This is a genomic window from Streptomyces sp. NPDC001532 (genome assembly GCF_040298625.1).
In the GTDB taxonomy this organism is placed as follows: domain Bacteria; phylum Actinomycetota; class Actinomycetes; order Streptomycetales; family Streptomycetaceae; genus Streptomyces.
The window spans coordinates 43,540-68,150 of record NZ_JBEPAL010000008.1; the positions used below are offsets into that span (position 1 = coordinate 43,540).

The 24,611-nt window shown below is 68.9% G+C and carries 21 protein-coding genes; 12 read left to right on the top strand and 9 right to left on the bottom strand.

Annotated elements, in window-relative coordinates; genetic code table 11:
• The first annotated feature begins 32 nt into the window (after nucleotides 1-32).
• The 5 genes from ABT232_RS10180 (at nucleotide 33) to trxA (ending at nucleotide 4,986) form a co-directional block, all read left to right on the top strand.
• Nucleotides 33-1,745 (top strand): protein kinase family protein, encoded by a 1,713-nt coding sequence (locus ABT232_RS10180; protein WP_351838541.1) that lies wholly within the window; start codon nucleotides 33-35, stop codon nucleotides 1,743-1,745.
• A gap of 18 nt (nucleotides 1,746-1,763) precedes the next feature.
• Entirely contained in the window at nucleotides 1,764-2,498 is a 735-nt protein-coding gene (gene sigM, locus ABT232_RS10185) for an RNA polymerase sigma factor SigM (RefSeq protein ID WP_351838543.1), read from the top strand.
• Nucleotides 2,495-3,475, top strand: a complete 981-nt coding sequence (locus ABT232_RS10190; RefSeq protein ID WP_351838546.1) for an RsmA family anti-sigma factor — start codon at nucleotides 2,495-2,497, stop codon at nucleotides 3,473-3,475. The genes sigM and ABT232_RS10190 overlap by 4 nt, the downstream gene beginning before the upstream one ends.
• Nucleotides 3,476-3,635: 160 nt before the next feature.
• Nucleotides 3,636-4,607: a thioredoxin-disulfide reductase gene (gene trxB, locus ABT232_RS10195; protein ID WP_351838549.1), complete on the top strand. Its 972-nt coding sequence runs from the start codon at nucleotides 3,636-3,638 to the stop codon at nucleotides 4,605-4,607.
• Nucleotides 4,608-4,653: 46 nt separating this feature from the next.
• The gene (gene trxA, locus ABT232_RS10200; protein ID WP_351838551.1) at nucleotides 4,654-4,986 is read left to right on the top strand and encodes a thioredoxin; all 333 of its coding nucleotides are present in this window, start codon (nucleotides 4,654-4,656) and stop codon (nucleotides 4,984-4,986) included.
• Between the two features lie 102 nt (nucleotides 4,987-5,088).
• Here the strand turns inward: trxA and ABT232_RS10205 are convergent, their stop codons facing one another.
• From ABT232_RS10205 to rpmH, 9 genes are all read right to left on the bottom strand, one after another.
• Nucleotides 5,089-5,706, bottom strand: coding sequence for a GNAT family N-acetyltransferase (locus ABT232_RS10205; RefSeq protein ID WP_351838554.1), 618 nt, complete (start codon nucleotides 5,704-5,706; stop codon nucleotides 5,089-5,091).
• A gap of 248 nt (nucleotides 5,707-5,954) precedes the next feature.
• Entirely contained in the window at nucleotides 5,955-7,055 is a 1,101-nt protein-coding gene (locus ABT232_RS10210; RefSeq protein ID WP_351838556.1) for a ParB/RepB/Spo0J family partition protein, read from the bottom strand.
• A complete protein-coding gene (locus ABT232_RS10215) occupies nucleotides 7,052-8,125 on the bottom strand; it encodes a ParA family protein (protein ID WP_351838894.1) in 1,074 nt (357 codons plus the stop codon). Before ABT232_RS10215 ends, ABT232_RS10210 begins: the two co-directional genes overlap by 4 nt.
• A 328-nt stretch (nucleotides 8,126-8,453) precedes the next feature.
• The gene (gene rsmG, locus ABT232_RS10220) at nucleotides 8,454-9,170 is read right to left on the bottom strand and encodes a 16S rRNA (guanine(527)-N(7))-methyltransferase RsmG (protein WP_351838559.1); all 717 of its coding nucleotides are present in this window, start codon (nucleotides 9,168-9,170) and stop codon (nucleotides 8,454-8,456) included.
• 118 nt (nucleotides 9,171-9,288) lie between these two features.
• The gene (locus ABT232_RS10225) at nucleotides 9,289-9,801 is read right to left on the bottom strand and encodes a Jag family protein (RefSeq protein WP_351838562.1); all 513 of its coding nucleotides are present in this window, start codon (nucleotides 9,799-9,801) and stop codon (nucleotides 9,289-9,291) included.
• A 15-nt stretch (nucleotides 9,802-9,816) separates the two neighbouring features.
• Nucleotides 9,817-11,088 (bottom strand): membrane protein insertase YidC, encoded by a 1,272-nt coding sequence (gene yidC, locus ABT232_RS10230; protein WP_351838565.1) that lies wholly within the window; start codon nucleotides 11,086-11,088, stop codon nucleotides 9,817-9,819.
• Nucleotides 11,089-11,091: 3 nt separating this feature from the next.
• Complete coding sequence (yidD, locus tag ABT232_RS10235) at nucleotides 11,092-11,460, bottom strand: membrane protein insertion efficiency factor YidD (RefSeq protein ID WP_351838568.1); 369 nt, start codon at nucleotides 11,458-11,460, stop codon at nucleotides 11,092-11,094.
• Entirely contained in the window at nucleotides 11,457-11,828 is a 372-nt protein-coding gene (gene rnpA / locus ABT232_RS10240) for a ribonuclease P protein component (protein WP_351838571.1), read from the bottom strand. Before rnpA ends, yidD begins: the two co-directional genes overlap by 4 nt.
• A 21-nt stretch (nucleotides 11,829-11,849) precedes the next feature.
• Nucleotides 11,850-11,987, bottom strand: a complete 138-nt coding sequence (gene rpmH / locus ABT232_RS10245; protein ID WP_003956500.1) for a 50S ribosomal protein L34 — start codon at nucleotides 11,985-11,987, stop codon at nucleotides 11,850-11,852.
• A gap of 395 nt (nucleotides 11,988-12,382) precedes the next feature.
• Between rpmH and dnaA the strand changes: the two genes are divergently transcribed.
• The 7 genes from dnaA (at nucleotide 12,383) to gyrA (ending at nucleotide 24,601) form a co-directional block, all read left to right on the top strand.
• Nucleotides 12,383-14,362 (top strand): chromosomal replication initiator protein DnaA, encoded by a 1,980-nt coding sequence (gene dnaA, locus ABT232_RS10250; protein WP_351838574.1) that lies wholly within the window; start codon nucleotides 12,383-12,385, stop codon nucleotides 14,360-14,362.
• 1,068 nt (nucleotides 14,363-15,430) lie between these two features.
• The gene (gene dnaN, locus ABT232_RS10255) at nucleotides 15,431-16,561 is read left to right on the top strand and encodes a DNA polymerase III subunit beta (protein ID WP_073944715.1); all 1,131 of its coding nucleotides are present in this window, start codon (nucleotides 15,431-15,433) and stop codon (nucleotides 16,559-16,561) included.
• Nucleotides 16,562-16,740: 179 nt separating this feature from the next.
• On the top strand, nucleotides 16,741-17,616 hold the full coding sequence (gnd, locus tag ABT232_RS10260) for a phosphogluconate dehydrogenase (NAD(+)-dependent, decarboxylating) (RefSeq protein WP_351838577.1): 876 nt from the start codon (nucleotides 16,741-16,743) through the stop codon (nucleotides 17,614-17,616).
• Nucleotides 17,617-17,692: 76 nt separating this feature from the next.
• On the top strand, nucleotides 17,693-18,814 hold the full coding sequence (gene recF / locus ABT232_RS10265; protein WP_351838580.1) for a DNA replication/repair protein RecF: 1,122 nt from the start codon (nucleotides 17,693-17,695) through the stop codon (nucleotides 18,812-18,814).
• Complete coding sequence (locus ABT232_RS10270) at nucleotides 18,811-19,338, top strand: DciA family protein (RefSeq protein WP_351838582.1); 528 nt, start codon at nucleotides 18,811-18,813, stop codon at nucleotides 19,336-19,338. Before recF ends, ABT232_RS10270 begins: the two co-directional genes overlap by 4 nt.
• 553 nt (nucleotides 19,339-19,891) lie before the next feature.
• A complete protein-coding gene (gyrB, locus tag ABT232_RS10275) occupies nucleotides 19,892-21,964 on the top strand; it encodes a DNA topoisomerase (ATP-hydrolyzing) subunit B (RefSeq protein ID WP_351838585.1) in 2,073 nt (690 codons plus the stop codon).
• Nucleotides 21,965-22,006: 42 nt separating this feature from the next.
• Nucleotides 22,007-24,601 carry a DNA gyrase subunit A gene (gyrA, locus tag ABT232_RS10280; protein WP_351838588.1) on the top strand — a complete coding sequence of 865 codons (2,595 nt, stop codon included), beginning with the start codon at nucleotides 22,007-22,009 and terminating at the stop codon, nucleotides 24,599-24,601.
• Nucleotides 24,602-24,611: the final 10 nt, after the last annotated feature.

Below are 24,611 nucleotides of genomic sequence, written 5' to 3' on the forward strand. Positions count from 1 at the left end.
GGCGCGCAACGATTGGGGAGGCAGGAACGACGGTGGCGGAACGGAGCACGGCTGCCGTCGACGTGGCAGACAACAGCGGCGAGGAGCCGCTGACCGCCGAGGCGGACCAGGCGGACCAGTCCACGGCCGACGGGGTGGCCCAGAAGCGGGAGCGGGAGCGGGACACGGAGCACAACGAGGCACAGGGGAGTGGGGGGACCGAGGGTCCCGGGAAGAAGGCCTCGCCGCCCGAGCTGCACAGCGGCCACAAGCTCGCCAGACGGTACCGGCTGGAGGAGTGCGTCACCCGTCTGGACGGATTCAGCAGCTGGCGCGCGGTCGACGAGAAACTCCGCCGTGCCGTCGGCGTGCACGTCCTGCCGGCGGACCACAGCCGCGCGCGTTCGGTGCTGGCCGCGGCCCGCTCCTCCGCACTGCTCGGCGACCCCCGGTTCGTCCAGGTCCTCGACGCCGTCGAGGAGAACGACCTCGTGTACGTCGTGCACGAGTGGCTGCCGGACGCCACCGAACTGACCACCCTGCTGGCCGCGGGCCCCCTGGAGCCGCACGACGCCTACCAGATGGTCAGCCAGATCTCCTCCGCCATGGCCGCCGCGCACCGCGAGGGCCTGGCCCATCTGCGCCTGAACCCCAACGCCGTACTGCGCACCTCCTCCGGCCAGTGGCGTATCCGCGGCCTCGCCGTGAACGCCGCGCTGCGCGGCATCACCTCGGAGACCTCGCAGCGCTCCGACACAGAGGCCATCGGCGCCCTGCTGTACGCGGCGCTCACCCAGCGCTGGCCGTACGAAGACGACGCCTACGGTCTGTCCGGGCTGCCCAAGGACATCGGTCTGATCGCCCCGGACCAGGTGCGGGCCGGTGTGCACCGCGGCCTGTCGGAGCTCGCCATGCGCGCGCTCGTCAACGACGGCGCCACGGCCTCCCGCCACGAGTCGCCCTGCACCACCCCGGAAGAGCTGGTCAAGGCGATCAGCGAGATGCCCCGCATCCGCCCGCCGGAGCCGGCCTTCACCGCGCCGCCCGAGTACCAGCGCACGACGTACCAGCAGGGCTCCTACGGCCGCACCGCGCCGCACCCCGGCGTCACCCAGCCGGTCCCGGCCCCGCCGCCTCCGCTGCAGAGCCGCACGGGCAAGGCCCTCAAGTGGGCCGTCTCCGCCCTCCTGATCGCGGCCCTCGGCCTCGGCAGCTGGCAGCTCGCGGACGCCCTGATGGACCACGGCGACAAGACCGACGACCCGAACCAGACCCAGACGACGGACGGCGACGACAAGAACGTCGAGAAGCCGAAGAAGCCCCAGCCGATCGCCATCAAGAGCGCCCTGGACTTCGACCCCCTGGGCAGAGACGGCTCCGAGAAGCCCGGCGACATAAGCAAGGTCTACGACAGCACGCCCGGCACCTACTGGCAGACCGACTACTACCTGGGCGCCAAGTTCGGCAACCTCAAGTCCGGCGTGGGCGTCATCCTCGACCTCGGCAAGGTCCAGGAGGTCCAGAACGTCTCCGTCTCCTTCGTGGGCAGCACCTCCGTCGAGCTGCGCGCCGCCGAGGGGGAGACACGGCCCCAGAGCCTCGACGGCTACACCAAGGTCGCCGACGGATCAGGCACCACGGTGGACCTCAAGCCGGGCAAGGCGATCAAGTCCCGGTATCTGCTGGTCTGGCTGACCGAACTGCCGCTCCAGTCGGACACCGGGCAGTACCGCGGCAGGGTGGTCGACATCAAGGTGACCGGCTGAAAGGGCGGGGGCGGGGGCGTGCAGAGCGACCAGCAAAATGCACCTGACGAGGTCCTCCTGGCACGGCACGTCGCCGGCGATCCGAACGCCTTCGGCGAACTGGTCCGCCGGCACCGCGACCGGTTGTGGGCCGTCGCCCTGCGCACCCTCGGCGACCGCGAGGAGGCCGCCGACGCGGTGCAGGACGCCCTCGTCTCGGCCTTCCGCGCCGCCCACACCTTCCAGGGCAAGTCGGCCGTCACCACCTGGCTGCACCGCATCACGGTGAACGCCTGCCTGGACCGCGCCCGCAAAGCCGCCTCGCGGAAGACCGCTCCCGTCGACGACACCGAGCGCCTGGAGCTGCTGCTGGAGCCGCACGAGTCGGCCTCGGCACCGGCCGAGCGCAACGAGCTGCACCGCCAGCTCCTCGAAGCGCTCGGCACGCTCCCGCCCGACCAGCGGGCGGCCCTCGTCCTGGTGGACATGCAGGGCTATCCCGTCGCCGAAGCGGCCCGGGTCCTCGATGTGCCGACCGGGACGGTGAAGAGCCGCTGCGCACGCGGCAGAGCCAGACTTCTGCCGCTCCTCACCCATCTGAGGCCGGAAAAGGCCCCTGACGCCAGCCGGTCGGGTGAAGGGCGGAACCGGACGCAGGGGACATCCGTCCCACCGGCAGCGGAACCAAGCGACACGGGATCACGTGACACGGGACCGCAGGATGCCGGGACAAGCGATTCAGCTGCTGTGAAGGGCGGAGGTGGGCGAGCGTGACTTCCACGACGGACACAGCCGGGCACCCGGACGTCACCGAGATCTCCGACCTCACCGAGGGGCTGCTCCCGCCGTCCCGCAGCACGGACCTACGACGGCATCTGGAGGCGTGCGAGCTGTGCGCCGACGTCCATGCCTCGCTGGAGGAGATCCGAGGGCTGCTCGGCACTCTGCCGGGTCCCCCGCGGATGCCCGCCGAGATCGCCGGCCGGATCGACGCCGCCCTCGCCGCAGAGGCTCTGCTGAACGCCTCGGCACCCGAGGACTCCAGGGAGCTCACAGCGAGCGATGAGACCGAGGAGCCGGAGAGCCAAGCTTCTCCGGTGGATTCCCCGGCCGGTTCCCCGGTGGCCAAGGACGGCAGCGCGCGTGTTTCACGTGAAACATCGAAGGCGTCGCCGACGGCCGACCGTCCGGCCGGACGTGCCCGCTCCTCCTCCACCGGCCCCGGTCGCAAGGAACGCACGCGTGGCAACCGGCGCAGGACCGCCGTCCTGGGCGCCGTCCTCTCGGCCGCCGCACTGGGACTCGGTGGCGTGCTGTGGACATCGCTGACCGGAACCCCGTCGGGCACGTCGGCCCAGGACCAGGTGGCCACCGCCGCCGACACCTTCTCCGAAGGACGGCTGGAGACTCAGGTGGCGGATCTCCTCGCGGACAAGGAGAGCCCGAGGAGCGGCTCCCGCGCCCCTGAGTGGGGTGTCGAGTCCGCCCCCAACTCCGCGTCCCCTCGAACCTTCAGGCAGCAGCCGACGGTGGACGTCCCCGCCTGCGTTCAGCAGGGCATCGGCCGCGACGAGGCGGCCCTGGCGACGGAGCAAGGCATCTTCCAGGGGACCAAGGCGTTGCTCGTCGTCCTGCCCGATGCCTCGGACTCCTCACGGGTGACCGCCTACATCGTGGACTCGACCTGCGTGGGCCAGGCCTCACCGGCCAAGGCGAAGGTGCTGCTGGAGCACTCCTACACACGCTCCTGAGCCACGGTGTTCCCAGATCCCGTCTCGTATGGCGGTCACCCGCCCGTGTGCCCGGACACAGCGGGAATGCGCGCCCCTTAGGATCCGTTGGGTGGGGTGAGAGTTCTGGAACGAGCTCCCACCGGTCAAACGACGCCGTCCAGAGACGAGGAAACAAGCCGTGAGCGACGTCCGTAACGTGATCATCATCGGCTCCGGGCCCGCCGGCTACACCGCGGCGCTGTACACCGCGCGCGCGTCGCTGAAGCCGCTGGTGTTCGAGGGCGCTGTCACCGCGGGCGGTGCGCTCATGAACACCACCGAGGTCGAGAACTTCCCGGGCTTCCAGGACGGCATCATGGGCCCCGAGCTCATGGACAACATGCGCGCCCAGGCCGAGCGCTTCGGCGCCGAGCTGATCCCGGACGACATCGTCTCCGTAGACCTGACCGGTGAGATCAAGACCGTCACCGACACCGCCGGTACGGTCCACCGGGCCAAGGCCGTCATCGTCACCACCGGCTCCCAGCACCGCAAGCTCGGCCTGCCCAACGAGGACGCTCTTTCCGGCCGTGGCGTCTCGTGGTGTGCCACCTGTGACGGCTTCTTCTTCAAGGACCAGGACATCGCTGTGATCGGCGGCGGTGACACCGCGATGGAGGAGGCTACCTTCCTCTCGCGCTTCGCCAAGTCCGTGACGATCGTCCACCGCCGGGACACCCTGCGCGCCTCCAAGGCGATGCAGGAGCGTGCCTTCGCCGACCCGAAGATCAAGTTCGTCTGGGACAGCGAGGTCGCCGAGGTCCAAGGCGAGCAGAAGCTGTCCGGCCTGAAGCTGCGCAATGTCAAGACCGGCGAGCTCTCGGACCTGCCGGTGACCGGCCTGTTCATCGCGATCGGCCACGACCCGCGCACCGAGCTGTTCAAGGGCCAGCTCGACCTGGACGAGGAGGGCTACCTGAAGGTGGAGGCGCCCTCCACCCGGACCAACCTGACCGGTGTCTTCGGCGCCGGTGACGTGGTGGACCACACCTACCGCCAGGCGATCACCGCGGCCGGCACCGGCTGCTCCGCCGCCCTCGACGCGGAGCGCTTCCTCGCGGCCCTCGCGGACAACGAGCAGAAGGCCGAGCCCGAGAAGACCACTGTCTGACCATCACCCCCATCCGCCCCACGCACCATCAGTTAAGGAGCCCGCTGTGGCCGGCACCCTGAAGAACGTCACCGACGACACCTTCGAGCAGGACGTCCTCAAGAACGACAAGCCCGTCCTGGTGGACTTCTGGGCCGCCTGGTGCGGTCCGTGCCGCCAGATCGCGCCGTCCCTTGAGGCGATCGCCGCCGAGTACGGCGACAAGATCGAGATCGTCAAGCTCAACATCGACGAGAACCCGGGTACGGCCGCCAAGTACGGCGTCATGTCGATCCCGACCCTGAACGTCTACCAGGGCGGCGAGGTCGCCAAGACCATCGTCGGCGCCAAGCCGAAGGCCGCGATCATCCGCGACCTCGAGGACTTCATCGCCGAGTGACCTCCCACGGGAACGCACGACGTTTCACGTGAAACACGAATGGGCCGACCCGCAAGGGTCGGCCCATTCGTGTCTATGCCAGTCGTGTCTGTGCAAGCGCGCCTACAGCGGTCGAAGGGCCGGCTCCTTCTGTACCGCCCCCAGAAGCCGGTCCAGCGCCATCTCCACGTCTTCCTTCCAGGAGAGCGTGGTCCGCAGCTCCAGCCGCAGCCGCGGGTGTGTGGGGTGCTGCCGAACCGTCTTGAAGCCCACCGCAAGGAGATGGTCCGCGGGCAACAGACAGGCCGACTCCTTCCAGCGGGCGTCACCGAACGCCTCGATCGCCTTGAACCCGCGTCGCAGCAGATCCTTGGCGACGGTCTGCACCATCATCCGGCCCAGCCCCTGCCCCTGGTAGCCCGGCACAATGAAGCTCGTCATCAGCTGTACCGCGTCGGGCGAGACAGGGCTGGTGGGAAATGCCGTCGAGCGGGGCACATAGGCAGGCGGCGCGTAGAGCACAAAGCCCACCGGCACATCGTCGACGTACACGACGCGTCCGCAGGATCCCCAGTCCAGGAGCACGGCGGAGATCCAGGACTCCTTCTCCAGCGCCTCCGTGCCCGCCTTCACCGCGGCCTCACCACTGACGGGGTCCAACTCCCAGAAGACACACGCCCGGCAGCGCTGGGGAAGGTCCTGAAGGTTGTCCAGCGTGAGCGGTACGAGCCGACGCCCCATGAAGGCTGATCCTCGCTTCCTTCGCCCCTAGCTTCGCGGGCGGCTGCCAGAGCGCCCGTTCGGTCAACAGGCCGCCGTCGAATTCACCGACCGCGTCCAAGCCCTCGTGCCACGCCCACCCCAACGCATCGTATCCACGAAGCGATTCACTAGATACCGCCAAAAAGCAAAGTGCGGGCCGTGTTCCGGTACACACCGGACACGGCCCGCACGGGCGGTCGGACGGCCCGAGCCGCCCGGCCGGAGGCTCAGGCCTCGGTCTCCTCGGAGTCATCGTCCAGCAGGCTCTTCTGCAGAACCGGCCCCTCGCCCGGAGCGAGCGTGCCGAGGATGCGCTCAAGGTCCTCCACGGAGGCGAACTCGACCGTGATCTTGCCCTTCTTTTGGCCCAGGTCGACCTTCACACGCGTCTCGAAGCGATCCGAGAGCCGGGTCGCCAGGTCCGACAGCGCCGGAGAGACCAGCGAGCCAGCCCGCGGGCCCTTGGACCGCTGAGCCGTCTTGGGCCGCGACGCCATAAGGGTCACGATCTCCTCGACGGCCCGTACGGACAGGCCCTCCGCCACGATACGGATGGCGAGCCGGTCCTGCTCCTCCGAGTCCTCCACGGCCAGCAGAGCCCGGGCATGGCCGGCGGAGAGGACTCCCGCGGCCACCCGGCGCTGCACCGACGGAGAGAGCTTCAGCAGCCGCAGGGTGTTGGAGACCTGCGGGCGGGATCGACCGATGCGGTCCGCCAGCTGGTCGTGCGTGCAGTTGAAGTCCTTCAGCAGCTGGTCGTAGGCGGCGGCCTCTTCCAGCGGGTTCAGCTGGGCCCGGTGCAGGTTCTCCAGGAGGGCGTCCAGGAGAAGCTTCTCGTCGTCGGTCGCCCGCACGATCGCCGGGATCGCCTCCAGGCCGGCCTCACGGCAGGCCCGCCAGCGCCGCTCACCCATGATGAGTTCGTAGCGACCCGTGCTCAGCTGCCGCACGACGACCGGCTGGAGCAGACCGACCTCCTTGATGGAGGTCACCAGCTCGGCCAGCGCGTCCTCGTCGAAGACCTCACGCGGCTGCCGAGGATTCGGCGCGATGTCGTCGAGAGGAATCTCGGCGAAGTGAGCGCCCACGGGCGGAGCGGGCATGTCCGCCCCGCCGTTGAGCGACAGTCCCTCGGTTTCACGTGAAACAGGCGGCAGTGTGGCCACCTTGGCGGCCGCCACGCCACGATCGGTGGTCAGCACCGGGACCGCCACAGGAGACGTCGAACCGGCTCCACCTACCGCTGTCTGTGCCGGCGTCTTCTCGGTCGGGGCCGCAGGGATCAGCGCCCCGAGACCACGGCCCAGCCCCCTCCGTCGCTCGCTCACTGGATCCCCTCCACCATGCTCTGGTCGCTCTGAGCGCCGATATGGGCGTGCGTCCCGTCATAGCTGACGCCCGCACCTCTCAGCGCGATTTCCCGTGCCGCCTCAAGATAGGAGAGGGCACCGCTCGATCCGGGATCGTAAGTCAGTACCGTCTGCCCATAGCTCGGCGCCTCGGAGATACGGACCGAGCGAGGAATGCTCGTCCGCAGCACCTCGTCACCGAAGTGGGTGCGCACCTCTTCCGCGACCTGGGACGCAAGGCGCGTCCGGCCGTCGTACATGGTGAGCAGAATCGTCGATACATGCAGGACGGGGTTGAGGTGCCCCCGTACCAGATCGACATTGCGCAGCAGCTGGCCCAGGCCCTCCAGTGCGTAGTACTCGCACTGGATCGGGATCAGGACCTCCTGACCCGCGACCAACGCGTTGACCGTCAGCAGACCGAGCGAGGGCGGGCAGTCGATGAGGATGTAGTCCAGCGGCTGCTCGTAGGCCTGGATCGCCCGCTCAAGCCGGCTCTCCCGGGCCACCAGCGACACCAGCTCGATCTCCGCACCGGCGAGATCGATCGTGGCGGGGGCACAGAAGAGGCCCTCGACATCGGGGACCGGCTGCACGACCTCGGAGAGCGGCCTGCTGTCGACCAGTACGTCGTAGATGGACGGCACCTCGGCGTGATGGTCGATGCCCAGCGCCGTGGACGCGTTGCCCTGCGGATCCAGGTCGATCACCAGGACGCGGGCGCCATGCAGAGCCAGCGAGGCGGCAAGATTGACGGTCGTCGTCGTCTTGCCCACCCCACCCTTCTGGTTGGCGACCACGATGACTCGGGTCTGCTCGGGCCGTGGCAGGCCCTCACCGGCACGACCCAGTGCCTCCACCGCCAGCTGGGCAGCACGACCGATGGGAGTGTCGTCCATCGGGGGCGGTGTTTCACGTGAAACATCCGCTCCCGTCGACTCGGTACGGGGACCGGGGACCGGATCGGTCATCGGTCCCGCGATGTTGGCGTCGGACCGCAAGGATTCACTCTCCTCGACTTCAGGCTCGCAATGAACAGAGCCTCCCATGTCTTCGGGGTCGTGAACCAGTGAGGCCTGGCCTTCTGTGGAGAAATCCACCTCTGGGGACAACTCCGTACCCCTCAGGAGGGGCCTGCCGTCGGAGGAAAGGGGAGCCTCGCCGAGAGAACCGAGAGGCTTGCGGTCGCGGGGTTCGGCCGCAGCCCGGCCGCGGCTGATGATGCCGTGCAACAGTGAGCGACGTTTCACGTGAAACACGATGCACAGCGGCCGTGGCCGAACTGCCGCGACACTCCGGCGTGCGTAGGCGGGGCAGCTTGTGTGGAGTACGTGGAGTATGACGCGTCGCGTGTGAGGCACGATGCGTCGGGAGCGGTCAGCGTCGCCGACGCGCCCGCCCGGTCCGGGCCGCCTTGGCTCGCTTGGCCGCGAAACGCACTCCGCCGGGGCTCTCACCGACCTCCACCCGCACCACCGTGGACAGCGGGTCGACGATCCCTTCGCCCACATGCAGGATCGAGGTTCCCACCGCGCCGAGCTTGCTCAGTGCCGTGGCGGCGCTCTTCAGCTCCTCCTCCGCGGTGGCGCCCTTGAGGACCAGCATCTCGCCATAGGGACGCAGCAGCGGGATGCCCCAGGTGGCCAGCCGGTCCAGCGGTGCCACCGCTCGGGCCGTCACCACGTGGACCGGGGGCAGCTTGCCCATGACCTCCTCGGCCCGGCCGCGGACGACGGTCACATGGTCCAGTCCCAGCAGCTCCACGACCTCGGTCAGGAAGGTCGTCCTCCGCAGCAGCGGCTCCAGGAGCGTGATCTTCAGGTCGTCCCGGACCAGAGCCAGCGGGATGCCGGGCAGGCCGGCGCCGGACCCGACATCGCAGACCGTCACGCCCTCGGGCACGACCTCCGAGAGCACCGCACAGTTCAGCAGGTGCCTCTCCCACAGGCGAGGCACCTCGCGTGGGCCGATGAGCCCCCGCTGTACGCCTGCCTCGGCCAGGAGCTCGGCGTAGCGCACCGCGTCCGCGAAGCGATCGCCGAATACGTCACGAGCCTGTTCGGGCGCAGGGGGGAGCTCAGCTGCCTCCGTCACGGGGACCGTCCTTCCGTACCGCATCGGCGCGCCGAGCGCCGACCTCCAGAACTATCAGGCTGACAAAGTTCGGCCCCGTCTGCGCAACAGACGGGGCCGAAGGAACGCGCGTACCGAATCAGTTGGGCAACACGACGACGAAGCGCTGCGGCTCTTCGCCCTCGGATTCGCTGCGCAGGCCGGCGACCTTCACCGCGTCATGCACGACCTTGCGCTCGAACGGGGTCATCGGCCGCATCTTCACGGGCTCGCCGCTGCTCTTGGCCTCGGCGGCGGCCTTGGCGCCCAGCTCGGAGAGCTCGGCGCGCTTCTTGGCCCGGTAGCCCCCGATGTCCAGCATCAGGCGGCTGCGGTCCCCGGTCTCCCGGTGCACTGCCAGGCGGGTGAGCTCCTGGAGCGCCTCCAGCACCTCGCCGTCCCGGCCGACCAGCTTCTGGAGGTCACGGCTGCCCGAGTCGCTGATGATCGAGACAGCCGCGCGGTCGCCCTCGACGTCCATGTCGATGTCGCCGTCGAGGTCGGCGATGTCCAGCAGACCCTCGAGGTAGTCCGCCGCGATCTCGCCCTCCTGCTCCAGGCGAGTCAGGGTGTCTGCACCCTCGGCAGCGGCGGAGGTGGTGCCTTCCGTCACGGGATGGACTCCTTCTTACTTCTTGGACGGGGACTTGGGCCGCTGCGGACCCTTGCGCTGGCCGGACTGGGCGCGGCTGCGGCCGCCACCGGACTTGGACGCCGCCTTGCCCTCGGAGCCCGTGGACTTGCTGTCCTGCGGCTCGTCGGACTTGATCAGCGACGTCTTCTCGCCACCCGCCGGCTTGGCGCCGCCGGTCTGGCGCTGGGACTTGGACTGCCGCTTGGGCTGCTGCCGCCTGGCGGCTGCGGCGGCCGTCGTGGTCGTACCGTCCTCGGCCTCGACGACCACGGTGTTGTCGCTCTTCACCACGGTGCCGTCGGCCTGGGCGGCGAGCCCGGCCTTGCTGAGGCCGTTGATGAACTTGCGCTCGTGGTCGTTGCGGTCGCGGCCCTTGGCGACGATCGCCTTGACGATGGCGCGCTCACGCCGGCTGCGGGTCTTGCCGTGGCTGGTGACGTGCTTGTACAGGCGCTCCAGGTAAGCGGCCTGGGCCTTGGAACCCGGGGTCGGGTTGTTGTGGATGACGTACATCTGCTGGCCCATGGTCCACACGTTGGTGGTCAGCCAGTAGACGAGGACACCGACCGGGAAGTTGATGCCGAAGACGGCGAAGATGACCGGGAAGACGTACATCAGCATCTTCTGCTGCTGCATGAACGGGGTCTTCACCGAGGTGTCGACGTTCTTCGTCATCAGCTGGCGCTGCGTGTAGAACTGCGACAGCGACATCAGGACGATCATGATCGCCGTGACGATCCGCACATCGGTGATCGAGGATCCGAGCGCCTCGACCTTGTCCGAGCTGTCGGTGAACTTCGCCGCGAGCGGGGCGCCGAAGATGTGGGCCTTCTGCGCGCTCTCCAGCAGCCGGTCGTTGATCACGCCGATGGTGTCGTTCGACGCGATGCTGTTGAGCACGTGGTACAGGGCGAAGAAGAACGGGGACTGCGCCAGGATGGGAAGGCACGAGGAGAGCGGGTTGGTACCCGTCTCCTTGTACAGCTTCATCATCTCTTCGGACTGGCGCTGCCGGTCGTTCTTGTAGCGCTCCTGGATCTTCTTCATCTCCGGCTGGAGCGTCTGCATGGCCCGGGTCGCCTTGATCTGCTTCACGAAGAGCGGGATCAGGCAGATACGGATCAGGATCACCAGGGACACGATGGACAGGCCCCAGGCCCAGCCCGTGTCAGGGCCGAAGATCGCACCGTACAGCGAGTGGAACTGGACGATGACCCACGAGACGGGTGTGGTGATAAAGCTGAAGAGGCTGGCAATCGTGTCCACTAATCATGCTCCTTGGGCATGGGGCGGGGTCTCTGCGGCCGGGCTCGAAGGAACGTCGTGCGTAGGGACATTCTCTTCGGTGGCCGTTTCGGCGGCGGAGGGCCCGCCCTTGCGTGCGCTCCAGGCGTTGCGCAGCATCTCGTGCCACCGTGGACGCTTGCGCGGCGGGACATGGTCCACGCCGCCCAGCGACCAGGGATTGCAACGCAGGATGCGCCAGGCCGTAAGTGCGGTGCCCTTGAGAGCCCCGTGCCGGTCGATGGCCGTGTAGCCGTAGTGGGAACACGACGGGTAGTACTTGCACACCGGCCCGAGCAGCGGGCTGATGGTCCACTGATAGAGCTTGATCAGCGCCAGCAGTGGGTACTTCATCGCGCGCCCCCTCCCAGCAGCCGCTGAAGAGCGGCATCCAGGTCTCGGGCCAGTTCGGCGTGGTCGGCGTCGCCCGCACCGGGCAACGCACGTACGACTACCAGGCTACCGGGGGGAAGCTGGGCGACTCGATCGCGCATGAGATGGCGAAGCCTGCGCTTCACCGTGTTGCGCACGACCGCACCGCCCACGGCTTTGCTGACGACGAAACCCGCACGCGTCGGGGGAGCGCTCTCCCCAGGCGCGTGCGGGTCCGTGGCACCGCTTCGAAGATGGACGACGAGCAGCGGGCGGCCGGCTCGGCGTCCTCGTCGTACCGCGGTCGCGAAGTCCTCGCGCCGCCTCAGCCGGTTCTCGGTGGGCAGCACGACGGCATGACCTGACCGGGATCAGGCGGACAGGCGGGCGCGACCCTTGCTACGGCGGGACGCGAGAATCGCGCGGCCGGCACGGGTGCGCATACGCAGCCGGAAGCCGTGGGTCTTCGCGCGACGACGGTTGTTCGGCTGGAAGGTGCGCTTGCTCACTCGGGGGCTCCAGAGATAAATCGGTGGTGGCGGGGTGCCGTCCTGGCTGTCACCGTGCGCCCACGAGTAGCTCGCGTTACGCCCGAGTGCACCGCTTTCCGATCACCGGACTACCCCCACACTGGCGGGGACGTGATCTGTGCCCATCGGAGGCAGGCGGCAGCAGCCATCGACAACTCGACCTGGTTACGGTACGCGCGACTACGCCATCCGGTCAAACCGGCGGCGCCTGAGGGACACTATCCACAGGCTGGGGACAACAACTTGAACCGTACCGGTCGCGCTGACTACCGTGACTGGACTCCGATTCGTTCCCTTATCCCTACCCTCCCCGATTTACATCCCGACCCGTCCCACAACCACACGTTCGTGGGACCTGTGAGAGAGCGTGCCCTGTGGCTGACGTACCTGCCGATCTTGCCGCAGTGTGGCCACGCGTACTGGAGCAACTCCTCGGAGAGGGCCGTGGGCAGGGTGTCGAGGCCAAGGACGAGCACTGGATCCGGCGTTGCCAGCCGCTCGCGCTGGTCGCCGACACCGCCCTGCTGGCCGTTCCGAACGAGTTCGCGAAGGGCGTCCTGGAAGGCCGCCTCGCGCCGATCGTGAGCGAGACGCTGAGCCGCGAGTGCGGCCGACCGATCCGCATCGCGATCACCGTCGACGACTCCGCGGGCGAGCCCCCGGCCCCCTCGGCGCCTCCCGCCCAGCCGCGCTACGAGGAGCCCGAGCTCCCCTCCGGCCCGTACGAGGGCTACGGCCGCCACCGCGCCGAGCCGCTGCCCGGGCCCTCCGACGACCAGCTTCCGACGGCCCGCCCGGCCTACCCGGCGGAGTACCAGCGGCCCGAGCCGGGCGCCTGGCCGCGGCCGGCGCAGGACGAGTACGGCTGGCAGCAGCAGCGCCTCGGCTTCCCCGACCGGGACCCGTACGCCTCGCCGCCGCAGGACACGTACCGTTCGCGCGGGCAGGACTCCTACGGGCCGCCTCCCTCCCAGGACCCCTACGGGTCCTCCGGCAACGACTCCTACGGCGGCCCGGCGGGCGGCGACCGCTACGGCGCGCCGTCCCAGGACTACCGCCCGCAGGACGTCGAGCGCCCGTCGTACGACCAGCAGCGCTCCGAGTACGAGCAGAAGCGGTCGGAGTACGAGCAGAAGCGCTCCGAGTACGAGGCGTCGCGTGGTGACTACGACCAGCAGGGCGGCCGCCGGGACATGCCCGAGCCGTCGGGCGGCGGGCCCGTGCACCGCGGCCCGGCCGGCGCCCAGCCGCCCTCCGCGGGTGGCGGTGCCCCCGGCCCGCTGGCCGCGCAGCCCGCACCGGCGAGCGGTCCCGGCGAGCCGACCGCGCGGCTCAACCCGAAGTACCTCTTCGACACCTTCGTCATCGGCGCCTCCAACCGCTTCGCGCACGCCGCCGCGGTGGCCGTCGCCGAGGCACCCGCGAAGGCCTACAACCCGCTGTTCATCTACGGCGAGTCCGGGCTGGGCAAGACCCACCTGCTGCACGCGATCGGGCACTACGCGCGGAGCCTCTACCCGGGCACCCGGGTGCGGTACGTGAGCTCGGAGGAGTTCACCAACGAGTTCATCAACTCCATCCGCGACGGCAAGGGCGACAGCTTTCGCAAGCGCTACCGCGAGATGGACATCCTGCTCGTCGACGACATCCAGTTCCTGGCGGACAAGGAGTCGACGCAGGAGGAGTTCTTCCACACCTTCAACACCCTCCACAACGCCAACAAGCAGATCGTGCTGTCCAGCGACCGGCCGCCCAAGCAGCTGGTGACCCTGGAGGACCGGCTGCGGAACCGTTTCGAGTGGGGTCTGATCACCGACGTCCAGCCACCCGAGCTGGAGACCCGGATCGCGATCCTGCGCAAGAAGGCGGTGCAGGAGCAGCTGAACGCCCCGCCGGAGGTGCTGGAGTTCATCGCCTCCCGGATCTCGCGGAACATCCGCGAGCTGGAGGGCGCGCTGATCCGGGTGACGGCGTTCGCCTCGCTCAACCGGCAGCCGGTGGACCTGGGGCTGACGGAGATCGTCCTGAAGGATCTGATCCCCGGCGGCGAGGACTCCGCGCCCGAGATCACCTCGACGGCGATCATGGGCGCGACCGCCGACTACTTCGGCCTGACGGTCGAGGACCTGTGCGGCACCTCGCGCGGCCGTGCGCTGGTCACCGCCCGGCAGATCGCCATGTACCTGTGCCGCGAGCTGACGGATCTGTCGCTGCCGAAGATCGGCGCGCTGTTCGGCGGCCGTGACCACACCACGGTGATGCACGCCGACCGGAAGATCCGCAATCTGATGGCCGAGCGGCGCTCCATCTACAACCAGGTGACCGAGCTGACGAACCGCATCAAGAACGGCTGACACCGCCGTCCCGCGGCCCTGAAGGCGCCTCCGGAGGAGATCCGGGGGCGCCTTTCGCCGTGCCTGCACGGCCTCTGCGGCGGCTCTGGGCGCTCTCTCCGGCGGCCTCGGACGCCCTCTCCGCGGGCCCGGGCCCTCTCTCTCCGGCGGCTTCGGGCGCTCCCTCCGACGCCCCGGACGCCCTTCCGGCAGCCACGGAGGCCCCTTCCGGCGGTCCCGGGCGCGCGTCCCGTCGGGCCGGCGGCAGTTTCCGCAGCGTCCACGAGCCCGCCCGTCGGTCACCTCTTGTTCGATTACCTGCCGGGTTACGGCCACTCTCCACAGATTCGGTGACTTTCTTCCGTCCACACACTGGGGACTGCGAAGTTGTCCAGGTCGTGTCCACAGGCAACCCTGTTGAAAGACCATCAGACCAGGTCAGCCGGTTGTGGATTGGTGGACGAACGATCTCCACAGACTGTGGACAACTTGGCGGTCCACACCCTGTGCACGAAGTTGTCCACGGGGAACCCACAGGCTGGACCCGGTTGTCCCCAGCGATCCCCAGCTTCTCCACACCCCTGTCCACTGTTCGGCAACCTCGCGCGCCTCCTCACCGCGTCGAGTGAAAGGCGTCACACAAAGGTGCCGGGTTGGGCTGTGGGAAAGACGGGTAAAGCTGGGGACGGCGCTGGGGAGAACTCGCCCCGGCCTGTGCACGGGGTGTGCAGAACTTTCGGTTCTCCACAGAACACCTCGGTTGTCCACGGGCGTCACCCACAGGGGCAGTGGACAAAATTTCCGCGCTGAGCTGGGCAAACGTGGTTATCCACGGTATCCACAGGCCCTACTACTACCAACGACTAGAGAGAGCCCGGAATCCGTTTCGAAGAGGGCCCTGTGCACAACTCGCTCTCCGGCGCCCGGCTGCCCCTCGGCACGACTTGACCCCGAGAGGCACCTACTGTCAGTGCGGTGCGTCAGACTGTTCCCCGGTGTCCTTCCCTCAGCAGGGGCCGGTGACACCGGGACAGACGACGAAGGCGAAGCAGGGCGAGAAGCGCCGGCAACAGCAGGAGGCGGCTTACGGTGAAGATCCGGGTGGAACGCGACGTACTCGCGGAGGCAGTGGCCTGGGCGGCGCGCAGCCTCCCGGCCCGGCCGCCGGCGCCTGTCCTCGCGGGCCTGCTGCTGAAGGCCGAGGACGGGCAGCTGAGCCTGTCGAGCTTCGACTACGAAGTCTCCGCGCGGGTGTCCGTCGAGGCCGAGGTCGAGGAGGAGGGCACGGTCCTCGTCTCCGGCCGGCTGCTGGCCGACATCTCCCGCGCCCTCCCCAACCGGCCGGTGGAGATTTCCACAGACGGTGTACGGGCGACGGTGGTCTGCGGCTCCTCCCGCTTCACCCTCCACACCCTGCCGGTGGAGGAGTACCCGTCGCTGCCGCAGATGCCGAACGCCACCGGCACGGTCCCGGGCGAGGTCTTCGCCTCCGCCGTGCAGCAGGTCGCGATCGCCGCGGGCCGTGACGACACGCTGCCCGTCCTCACCGGTGTGCGCATCGAGATCGAGGGCGACACGGTCACGCTGGCCTCCACCGACCGCTACCGCTTCGCGGTCCGCGAGTTCCTGTGGAAGCCGGAGAACCCGGACGCCTCCGCGGTCGCCCTGGTGCCCGCCAAGACGCTCCTGGACACCGCCAAGGCGCTCACCAGCGGTGACAGCGTCATTCTGGCGCTGTCCGGCTCCGGCGCGGGCGAAGGCCTGATCGGCTTCGAGGGCGCCGGCCGGCGGACCACCACCCGCCTGCTGGAGGGCGACCTCCCGAAGTACCGCACGCTGTTCCCGACGGAGTTCAACAGCGTCGCCGTGATCGAGACCGCCCCCTTCGTGGAGGCCGTCAAGCGTGTGGCCCTGGTCGCCGAGCGCAACACCCCGGTGCGGCTGAGCTTCGAGCAGGGCGTGCTCATCCTGGAGGCCGGCTCCAGCGACGACGCACAGGCTGTGGAAAGGGTCGACGCCCAGCTGGAGGGCGACGACATCTCCATCGCCTTCAACCCGACCTTCCTGCTGGACGGTCTGAGCGCCATCGACTCCCCGGTCGCCCAGCTCTCCTTCACCACCTCGACCAAGCCCGCGCTGCTCAGCGGCAAGCCGGCGCTGGACGCCGAGGCGGACGAGGCCTACAAGTACCTGATCATGCCGGTGCGGCTCAGCGGCTGACCCTCCTACGGAGTGGAAAACCGCAGGTCAGGTGGCATGTGCGGATGAGCGCCCATGCCCACAGGTGTGCATGACCGTCCGGGTTTAGGCTCGGACACAGATGCGACAGTGCCGGGGCGGGAAACCGCCCGGCACCGCCGTACCGTCACGCCACCTCGGACACCTAAGGAACACAACTGATGGAGCTCGGTCTCGTCGGCCTCGGCAAGATGGGCGGCAACATGCGCGAGCGGATCCGCCGCGCGGGCCACACCGTCGTCGGATACGACCGCAACGCGGACCTCGCCGATGTCCACAGCCTCAAGGAGCTTGTGGACCGGCTCAGCGGCCCGCGCGTCGTGTGGGTGATGGTGCCGGCCGGTGCCGCCACCCAGTCGACCATCGACGAGCTCGCCGAGCTCCTGGAGCCCGGCGACGTCGTCGTGGACGGCGGCAACTCCCGCTGGACGGACGACGAGAAGCACGCCGAGGAGCTGGCGGCCAAGGGCATCGGCTTCGTCGACTGCGGTGTCTCCGGTGGCGTCTGGGGCCTGGAGAACGGCTACGCGCTGATGTACGGCGGCGACCAGGAGAACGTCGCCAAGGTGCAGCCGATCTTCGACGCGCTCAAGCCGGAGGGCGACTTCGGTTCGGTGCACGCCGGCAAGGTCGGCGCGGGCCACTTCGCGAAGATGGTCCACAACGGCATCGAGTACGCCATGATGCAGGCCTACGCCGAGGGCTGGGAGCTGCTGGAGAAGGTCGACTCGGTCACCGACGTCCGCGAGGTCTTCCGCTCCTGGCAGGAAGGCACCGTCATCCGCTCCTGGCTGCTGGACCTCGCGGTCAACGCCCTCGACGAGGACGAGCACCTGGAGCAGCTGCGCGGCTACGCACAGGACTCCGGCGAGGGCCGCTGGACCGTGGAGGCCGCCATCGACAACGCCGTGCCGCTGCCCGCGATCACGGCCTCCCTGTTCGCGCGGTTCGCCTCGCGTCAGGACGACTCGCCGCAGATGAAGATGATCGCCGCGCTGCGCAACCAGTTCGGCGGCCACGCGGTCGAGAAGAAGTAATCCACACCCTGGGGAAACCCGGGGACCCCCGGAGGAGAAGCCGGGGACACCACGCCGGGGGAGGTCGGCGAACGACATGCACGTCACGCATCTGTCGCTGGCCGACTTCCGCTCGTACGCCCGGGCCGAGGTCCCGCTCGACCCGGGCGTCACCGCGTTCGTCGGCCCCAACGGCCAGGGCAAGACGAACCTCGTCGAGGCCGTCGGCTATCTCGCCACCCTCGGCAGCCACCGCGTCTCCTCCGACGCGCCCCTGGTCCGCATGGGCGCCGAGCGGGCGATCGTCCGGGCACAGGTCCGGCAGGGCGAGCGGCAGCAGCTGATCGAGCTGGAGCTGAACCCCGGCAAGGCCAACCGCGCCCGCATCAACCGGTCCTCGCAGGGCAAGCCACGCGACGTGCTCGGCATCCTGCGGACGGTGCTGTTCGCACCGGAGGACCTGGCGCTGGTGAAGGGCGACCCCGGCGAGCGGCGCCGCTTCCTCGACGAGCTGATCACCGCCCGCTCACCGCGGATGGCCGGAGTGCGCTCGGACTACGACCGGGTCCTCAAGCAGCGCAACACCCTGCTGAAGACGGCCGCGCTGGCCCGCCGCCACGGCGGCCGCTCCATGGACCTGTCCACCCTCGACGTCTGGGACCAGCACCTGGCCCGCGCGGGCGCCGAACTGCTCGCCCAGCGCCTCGATCTGATCAACGCGATCCAGCCACTCGCCGACAAGGCGTACGAGCAGCTGGCACCCGGCGGCGGCCCGATCTCCCTGGACTACAAGCCGTCCGCGCCGGGCGAGGCGCACACCCGCGAGGCCCTGTTCGAGCAGCTGATGGCCGCGCTCGCCGAGGCCCGCAAGCAGGAGATCGAGCGCGGCGTCACCCTGATCGGCCCGCACCGCGACGACCTGCTGCTCAAGCTCGGCGAACTGCCCGCCAAGGGATACGCCTCGCACGGCGAGTCCTGGTCCTACGCGCTGGCACTGCGCCTGGCCTCCTACGACCTGCTGCGTGCCGAGGGCAACGAGCCGGTGCTGATCCTGGACGACGTCTTCGCCGAACTGGACGCCCGCCGCCGGGAGCGGCTGGCCGAGCTGGTGGCGCCCGGCGAGCAGGTGCTGGTGACCGCCGCGGTCGACGACGACGTACCGCATGTGCTGGCCGGAGCGCGGTACGCGGTGGCCGGCGGGACGGTGGAGCGCGTATGAGCGAGCCCGAGAAGCGGACCCCCGAGCCGTCCGGTGTCGACCTCGCGCGGGTGGCGCTGCGCGCGGCGAAGGAGGCGGCACGCGCGCGCGGGGACGCCACGCAGCAGAAGAAGCAGGCGCGGCGCGGCGGCGGTCTGCGCTCCGGTGCGCGCGCCGACGGCCGCGACCCCATGGCGCTCGGCGCCGCGATCAACCGGCTGCTCACCGAGCGCGGCTGGGAGGCGCCGGCCGCGGTCGGCGGCGTGATGGGCCGCTGGCCGGAAATCGTCGGTGAGGACCTGGCCAAGCACTGCGTCCCCGAGCGGTACGACGAGGAGGAGCGGGTGCTGATCGTGCGCTGCGACTCCACGGCCTGGGCGACGAACCTGCGCCTGCTCGCCCCGCAGCTGGTGGCCCGCCTCAACGAGGACCTGGGCCATGGCGCGGTCCGGATGATCAAGGTGCTGGGCCCCGGCGGCCCCGCCCGCCGCTACGGCCCCCTGCGCGCTCCGGGCAGCACCGGGCCCGGCGACACCTACGGGTGAGCGCGGGCCGCCTCCGAAGCCGTACGCATCCCACGACCGTCCCCCGCGACCCCTTGCGGCCTCGCGGCTCCTCGCGGCCTCGCGGCTCGTTCGCCGCCCCTTCGCCGACCCGCGCCGGCCCTTCGAGCCCCTTCTCGCCCCTTCGCGATCCTTCGCGGCCGTTCACCGGGCCTACGTGACCGAGATCACGTCAACGCGTCCCACTGGTCCCGTTTTCCGCTACAGCCGCTGCGCAGTCGTACAACCGCACGCGTATGCGAATTCGGAGCTGACCCAGGAGTAGCTAAGGGTTGACACCTCAAAGCGCTGGGTGCCTCTGTGAGCCTCTTGGAGCCCCCTTCCGTATATCGGGACCCGGCCGAGGACGGTTCAGGGCGGCACATGCGGACTCAGGTACCGGCAAACCCCCATCACTGTCAGTGCTACCGGTAGACTGGAAGACAATCCCGCCCCGAACGTGGGGACCGTCCGGGAAAAGCTGAGCAACGCTGATCAAGGCTTACCAACGCAACATGCCGCAGCCGCTCCGGCAACCCGCCGACGAGCCTGGCTCGTGCTGTGCCAGAAAGGGCGCTTCGTGGCCGATTCCGGCAACCCCAACGAGAACATCCCGTCCACCGAGGCCACGGCCGCAGGCGCCGAGGCCTCCGTCGCCGCCTCCTACGACGCCAGTGCCATCACCGTCCTCGAGGGTCTGGACGCGGTCCGCAAGCGACCCGGTATGTACATCGGCTCCACCGGCGAGCGCGGTCTGCACCACCTCGTGTACGAGGTCGTGGACAACTCCGTCGACGAGGCGCTGGCAGGACACGCGGACACGATCGAGGTGACGGTCCTCGCCGACGGCGGCGTCCGTGTCGTCGACAACGGCCGCGGCATCCCGGTGGGCATCGTCCCGTCCGAGGGCAAGCCGGCCGTCGAGGTCGTCCTGACCGTGCTCCACGCGGGCGGCAAGTTCGGCGGCGGCGGCTACGCGGTCTCCGGTGGTCTGCACGGCGTCGGCGTCTCGGTCGTGAACGCCCTGTCCAGCCGGGTCTCCGTCGAGGTGAAAACCGACGGCCACCGCTGGACGCAGGACTACAAGATGGGCGTTCCGACGGCCGCCCTCGCCCAGCACGAGGCGACGGACGAGACCGGCACCTCGGTCACCTTCTGGGCCGACGCCGACATCTTCGAGACCACCGAGTACTCGTTCGAGACGCTCTCGCGGCGCTTCCAGGAGATGGCGTTCCTGAACAAGGGACTGACCATCAAGCTCACCGACGAGCGCGAGTCGGCCAAGGCCACGGCCGGCGCGGACGAGGCGGGCGCGGACGAGAAGGACGAGCCGAAGACCGTCACGTACCACTACGAGGGCGGCATCGTCGACTTCGTGAAGTACCTCAACTCCCGCAAGGGAGAGGTCGTGCACCCCACCGTCATCGACCTCGAGGCGGAGGACAAGGACAAGAGCCTGTCCCTCGAGATCGCGATGCAGTGGAACAGCGGTTACAGCGAGGGCGTCTACTCCTTCGCCAACATCATCCACACCCATGAGGGCGGCACCCACGAAGAGGGCTTCCGCGCGGCGCTGACGAACCTGATCAACAAGTACGCGCGCGACAAGAAGCTGCTTCGCGAGAAGGACGACAACCTCACGGGTGACGACATCCGCGAGGGTCTGACCGCGATCATCTCGGTCAAGCTGAGCGAGCCGCAGTTCGAGGGCCAGACCAAGACCAAGCTGGGCAACACGGAGGCGAAGACCTTCGTCCAGAAGGCGGTCTACGAGCACCTCAACGACTGGCTGGACCGCAACCCCAACGAGGCCGCGGACATCATCCGCAAGGGCATCCAGGCGGCCACCGCGCGCGTGGCGGCCCGCAAGGCCCGTGACCTCACCCGGCGCAAGGGCCTGCTGGAGTCGGCGTCCCTGCCGGGCAAGCTGTCCGACTGCCAGTCGAACGACCCGATCAAGTGCGAGATCTTCATCGTCGAGGGTGACTCCGCCGGCGGCTCGGCCAAGTCCGGCCGCAACCCGGAGTACCAGGCGATCCTGCCGATCCGCGGCAAGATCCTCAACGTCGAGAAGGCGCGGATCGACAAGATCCTGCAGAACCAGGAGATCCAGGCGCTGATCTCCGCGTTCGGCACCGGGGTCCACGAGGACTTCGACATCGAGAAGCTCCGCTATCACAAGATCATCCTGATGGCGGACGCCGACGTCGACGGCCAGCACATCAACACCCTGCTGCTGACCTTCCTGTTCCGCTTCATGCGGCCGCTGGTCGAGGCGGGCCACGTGTTCCTGTCCCGCCCGCCGCTCTACAAGATCAAGTGGGGCCGGGAGGACGTCGAGTACGCGTACTCGGACCGCGAGCGCGACGCCCTGCTCGAGATGGGCCGCCAGCGTGGCAAGCGCGTGCGCGAGGACTCGATCCAGCGCTTCAAGGGCCTCGGCGAGATGAACGCCGAGGAGCTGCGCGTGACGACCATGGACCAGGAGCACCGCGTCCTCGGCCAGGTCACCCTCGACGACGCCGCCCAGGCCGACGAGCTGTTCTCGGTCCTCATGGGCGAGGACGTCGAGGCCCGCCGGCAGTTCATCCAGCGCAACGCCAAGGACGTCCGGTTCCTCGACATCTGAGTCGGTCTCAGCTGACCGCACCAGGAAGGATCTTCACCAGCAATGGCCGACGAGAACACTCCTGTCACGCCTGAAGAAAGCGGCGAGACGGTCCTGCGGATCGAGCCCGTCGGGCTCGAGACGGAGATGCAGCGCTCGTATCTCGACTACGCGATGTCCGTCATCGTCTCGCGTGCGCTGCCGGACGTCCGGGACGGCCTCAAGCCCGTCCACCGGCGCGTGCTGTACGCGATGTACGACGGCGGCTACCGCCCCGAGCGCGGCTTCTACAAGTGCGCCCGCGTGGTCGGCGACGTCATGGGCAACTACCACCCCCACGGCGACAGCTCCATCTACGACGCCCTGGTCCGCCTCGCCCAGCCCTGGGCGATGCGGATGCCGCTCGTCGACTCCAACGGCAACTTCGGTTCCCCGGGCAACGACCCGGCCGCGGCCATGCGGTACACCGAGTGCAAGATGGCGCCGCTGTCGATGGAGATGGTCCGCGACATCGACGAGGAGACCGTCGACTTCACGGACAACTACGACGGCCGCTCCCAGGAGCCGACCGTCCTGCCGTCCCGCTTCCCGAACCTGCTGATCAACGGCTCCGCCGGTATCGCGGTCGGCATGGCGACCAACATCCCGCCGCACAACCTGCGCGAGGTCGCGGCCGGCGCCCAGTGGTACCTGGAGAACCCCGACGCCTCGCACGAGGAGCTGCTCGACGCCCTCATCGAGCGCATCAAGGGCCCGGACTTCCCGACCGGCGCGCTCGTCGTCGGCCGCAAGGGCATCGAGGAGGCGTACCGCACCGGCCGCGGCTCGATCACCATGCGCGCGGTCGTCGAGGTCGAGGAGATCCAGAACCGCCAGTGCCTGGTGGTCACGGAGCTGCCATACCAGACCAACCCCGACAACCTCGCGCAGAAGATCGCCGACCTGGTGAAGGACGGCAAGATCGGCGGCATCGCCGACGTCCGCGACGAGACGTCCTCGCGTACCGGCCAGCGCCTGGTGATCGTGCTCAAGCGGGACGCGGTCGCCAAGGTCGTGCTGAACAACCTGTACAAGCACACCGACCTCCAGACCAACTTCGGCGCCAACATGCTGGCGCTGGTCGACGGCGTGCCGCGCACCCTCTCCCTGGACGCGTTCATCCGCCACTGGGTGACGCACCAGATCGAGGTCATCGTCCGCCGTACGCGCTTCCGGCTGCGCAAGGCCGAGGAGCGGGCGCACATCCTGCGCGGTCTGCTCAAGGCCCTGGACGCCATCGACGAGGTCATCGCGCTGATCCGGCGCAGCGACACCGTCGACATCGCGCGCACCGGCCTGATGGAGCTCCTGGAGATCGACGAGATCCAGGCCAACGCCATCCTGGAGATGCAGCTGCGGCGCCTCGCGGCCCTGGAGCGGCAGAAGATCGTCCAGGAGCACGACGAGCTTCAGGCGAAGATCGCCGAGTACAACGAGATCCTCGCCTCGCCGGTCCGCCAGCGCGGCATCGTCAGCGAGGAGCTGGCCGCGATCGTCGAGAAGTTCGGCGACGACCGCAAGACCCAGCTGGTGCCCTACGACGGTGACATGTCCATCGAGGACCTGATCGCCGAGGAGGACATCGTCGTCACGGTCACCCGCGGCGGCTACGTCAAGCGGACCAAGACGGACGACTACCGCGCCCAGAAGCGCGGCGGCAAGGGCGTGCGCGGCGCGAAGCTGAAGGAAGACGACATCGTCGACCACTTCTTCGTCTCCACCACCCACCACTGGCTGCTGTTCTTCACCAACAAGGGCCGGGTCTACCGCGCCAAGGCCTACGAGCTGCCCGACGCCGGCCGGGACGCGCGCGGCCAGCACGTCGCCAACCTGCTGGCCTTCCAGCCGGACGAGGCGATCGCCGAGATCCTGGCGATCCGCGACTACGACGCGGCGCCCTACCTGGTCCTGGCCACCAAGGCGGGCCTGGTCAAGAAGACCTCGCTGAAGGACTACGACTCGCCTCGCTCGGGTGGCGTCATCGCCATCAATCTCCGCGAGCGCGAGGACGGATCCGACGACGAACTGATCGGAGCCGAACTCGTCTCGGCCGACGACGATCTTCTGCTGATCAGCAAGAAGGCGCAGTCGATCCGATTCACCGCCACGGACGATTCACTGCGTCCGATGGGCCGTGCGACCTCGGGTGTCAAGGGCATGAGTTTCCGTGAGGGAGACGAACTGCTCTCGATGAATGTTGTTCGACCCGGTACGTTCGTGTTCACTGCCACAGACGGCGGGTACGCGAAGCGGACCGCTGTCGACGAGTACCGCGTCCAGGGACGCGGCGGCCTCGGTATCAAGGCCGCCAAGATCGTCGAGGACCGCGGATCTCTCGTCGGTGCGCTGGTGGTCGAGGAGACCGACGAGATCCTCGCCATCACGCTGTCCGGCGGTGTGATTCGTACGCGAGTCAACGAGGTCAGGGAGACGGGCCGTGACACCATGGGCGTCCAACTGATCAATCTGGGCAAGCGCGATGCCGTGGTCGGCATCGCACGTAACGCCGAGGCGGGACGCGAGGCGGAGGAGGTCGACGGCGACGTGGCCGTCGACGAGACCGCCGAGGACGTCGCGACCACCGGCACGGACGAGGGTGAGGCGCCCTCGGCCGAGTAGCACGAGGAGT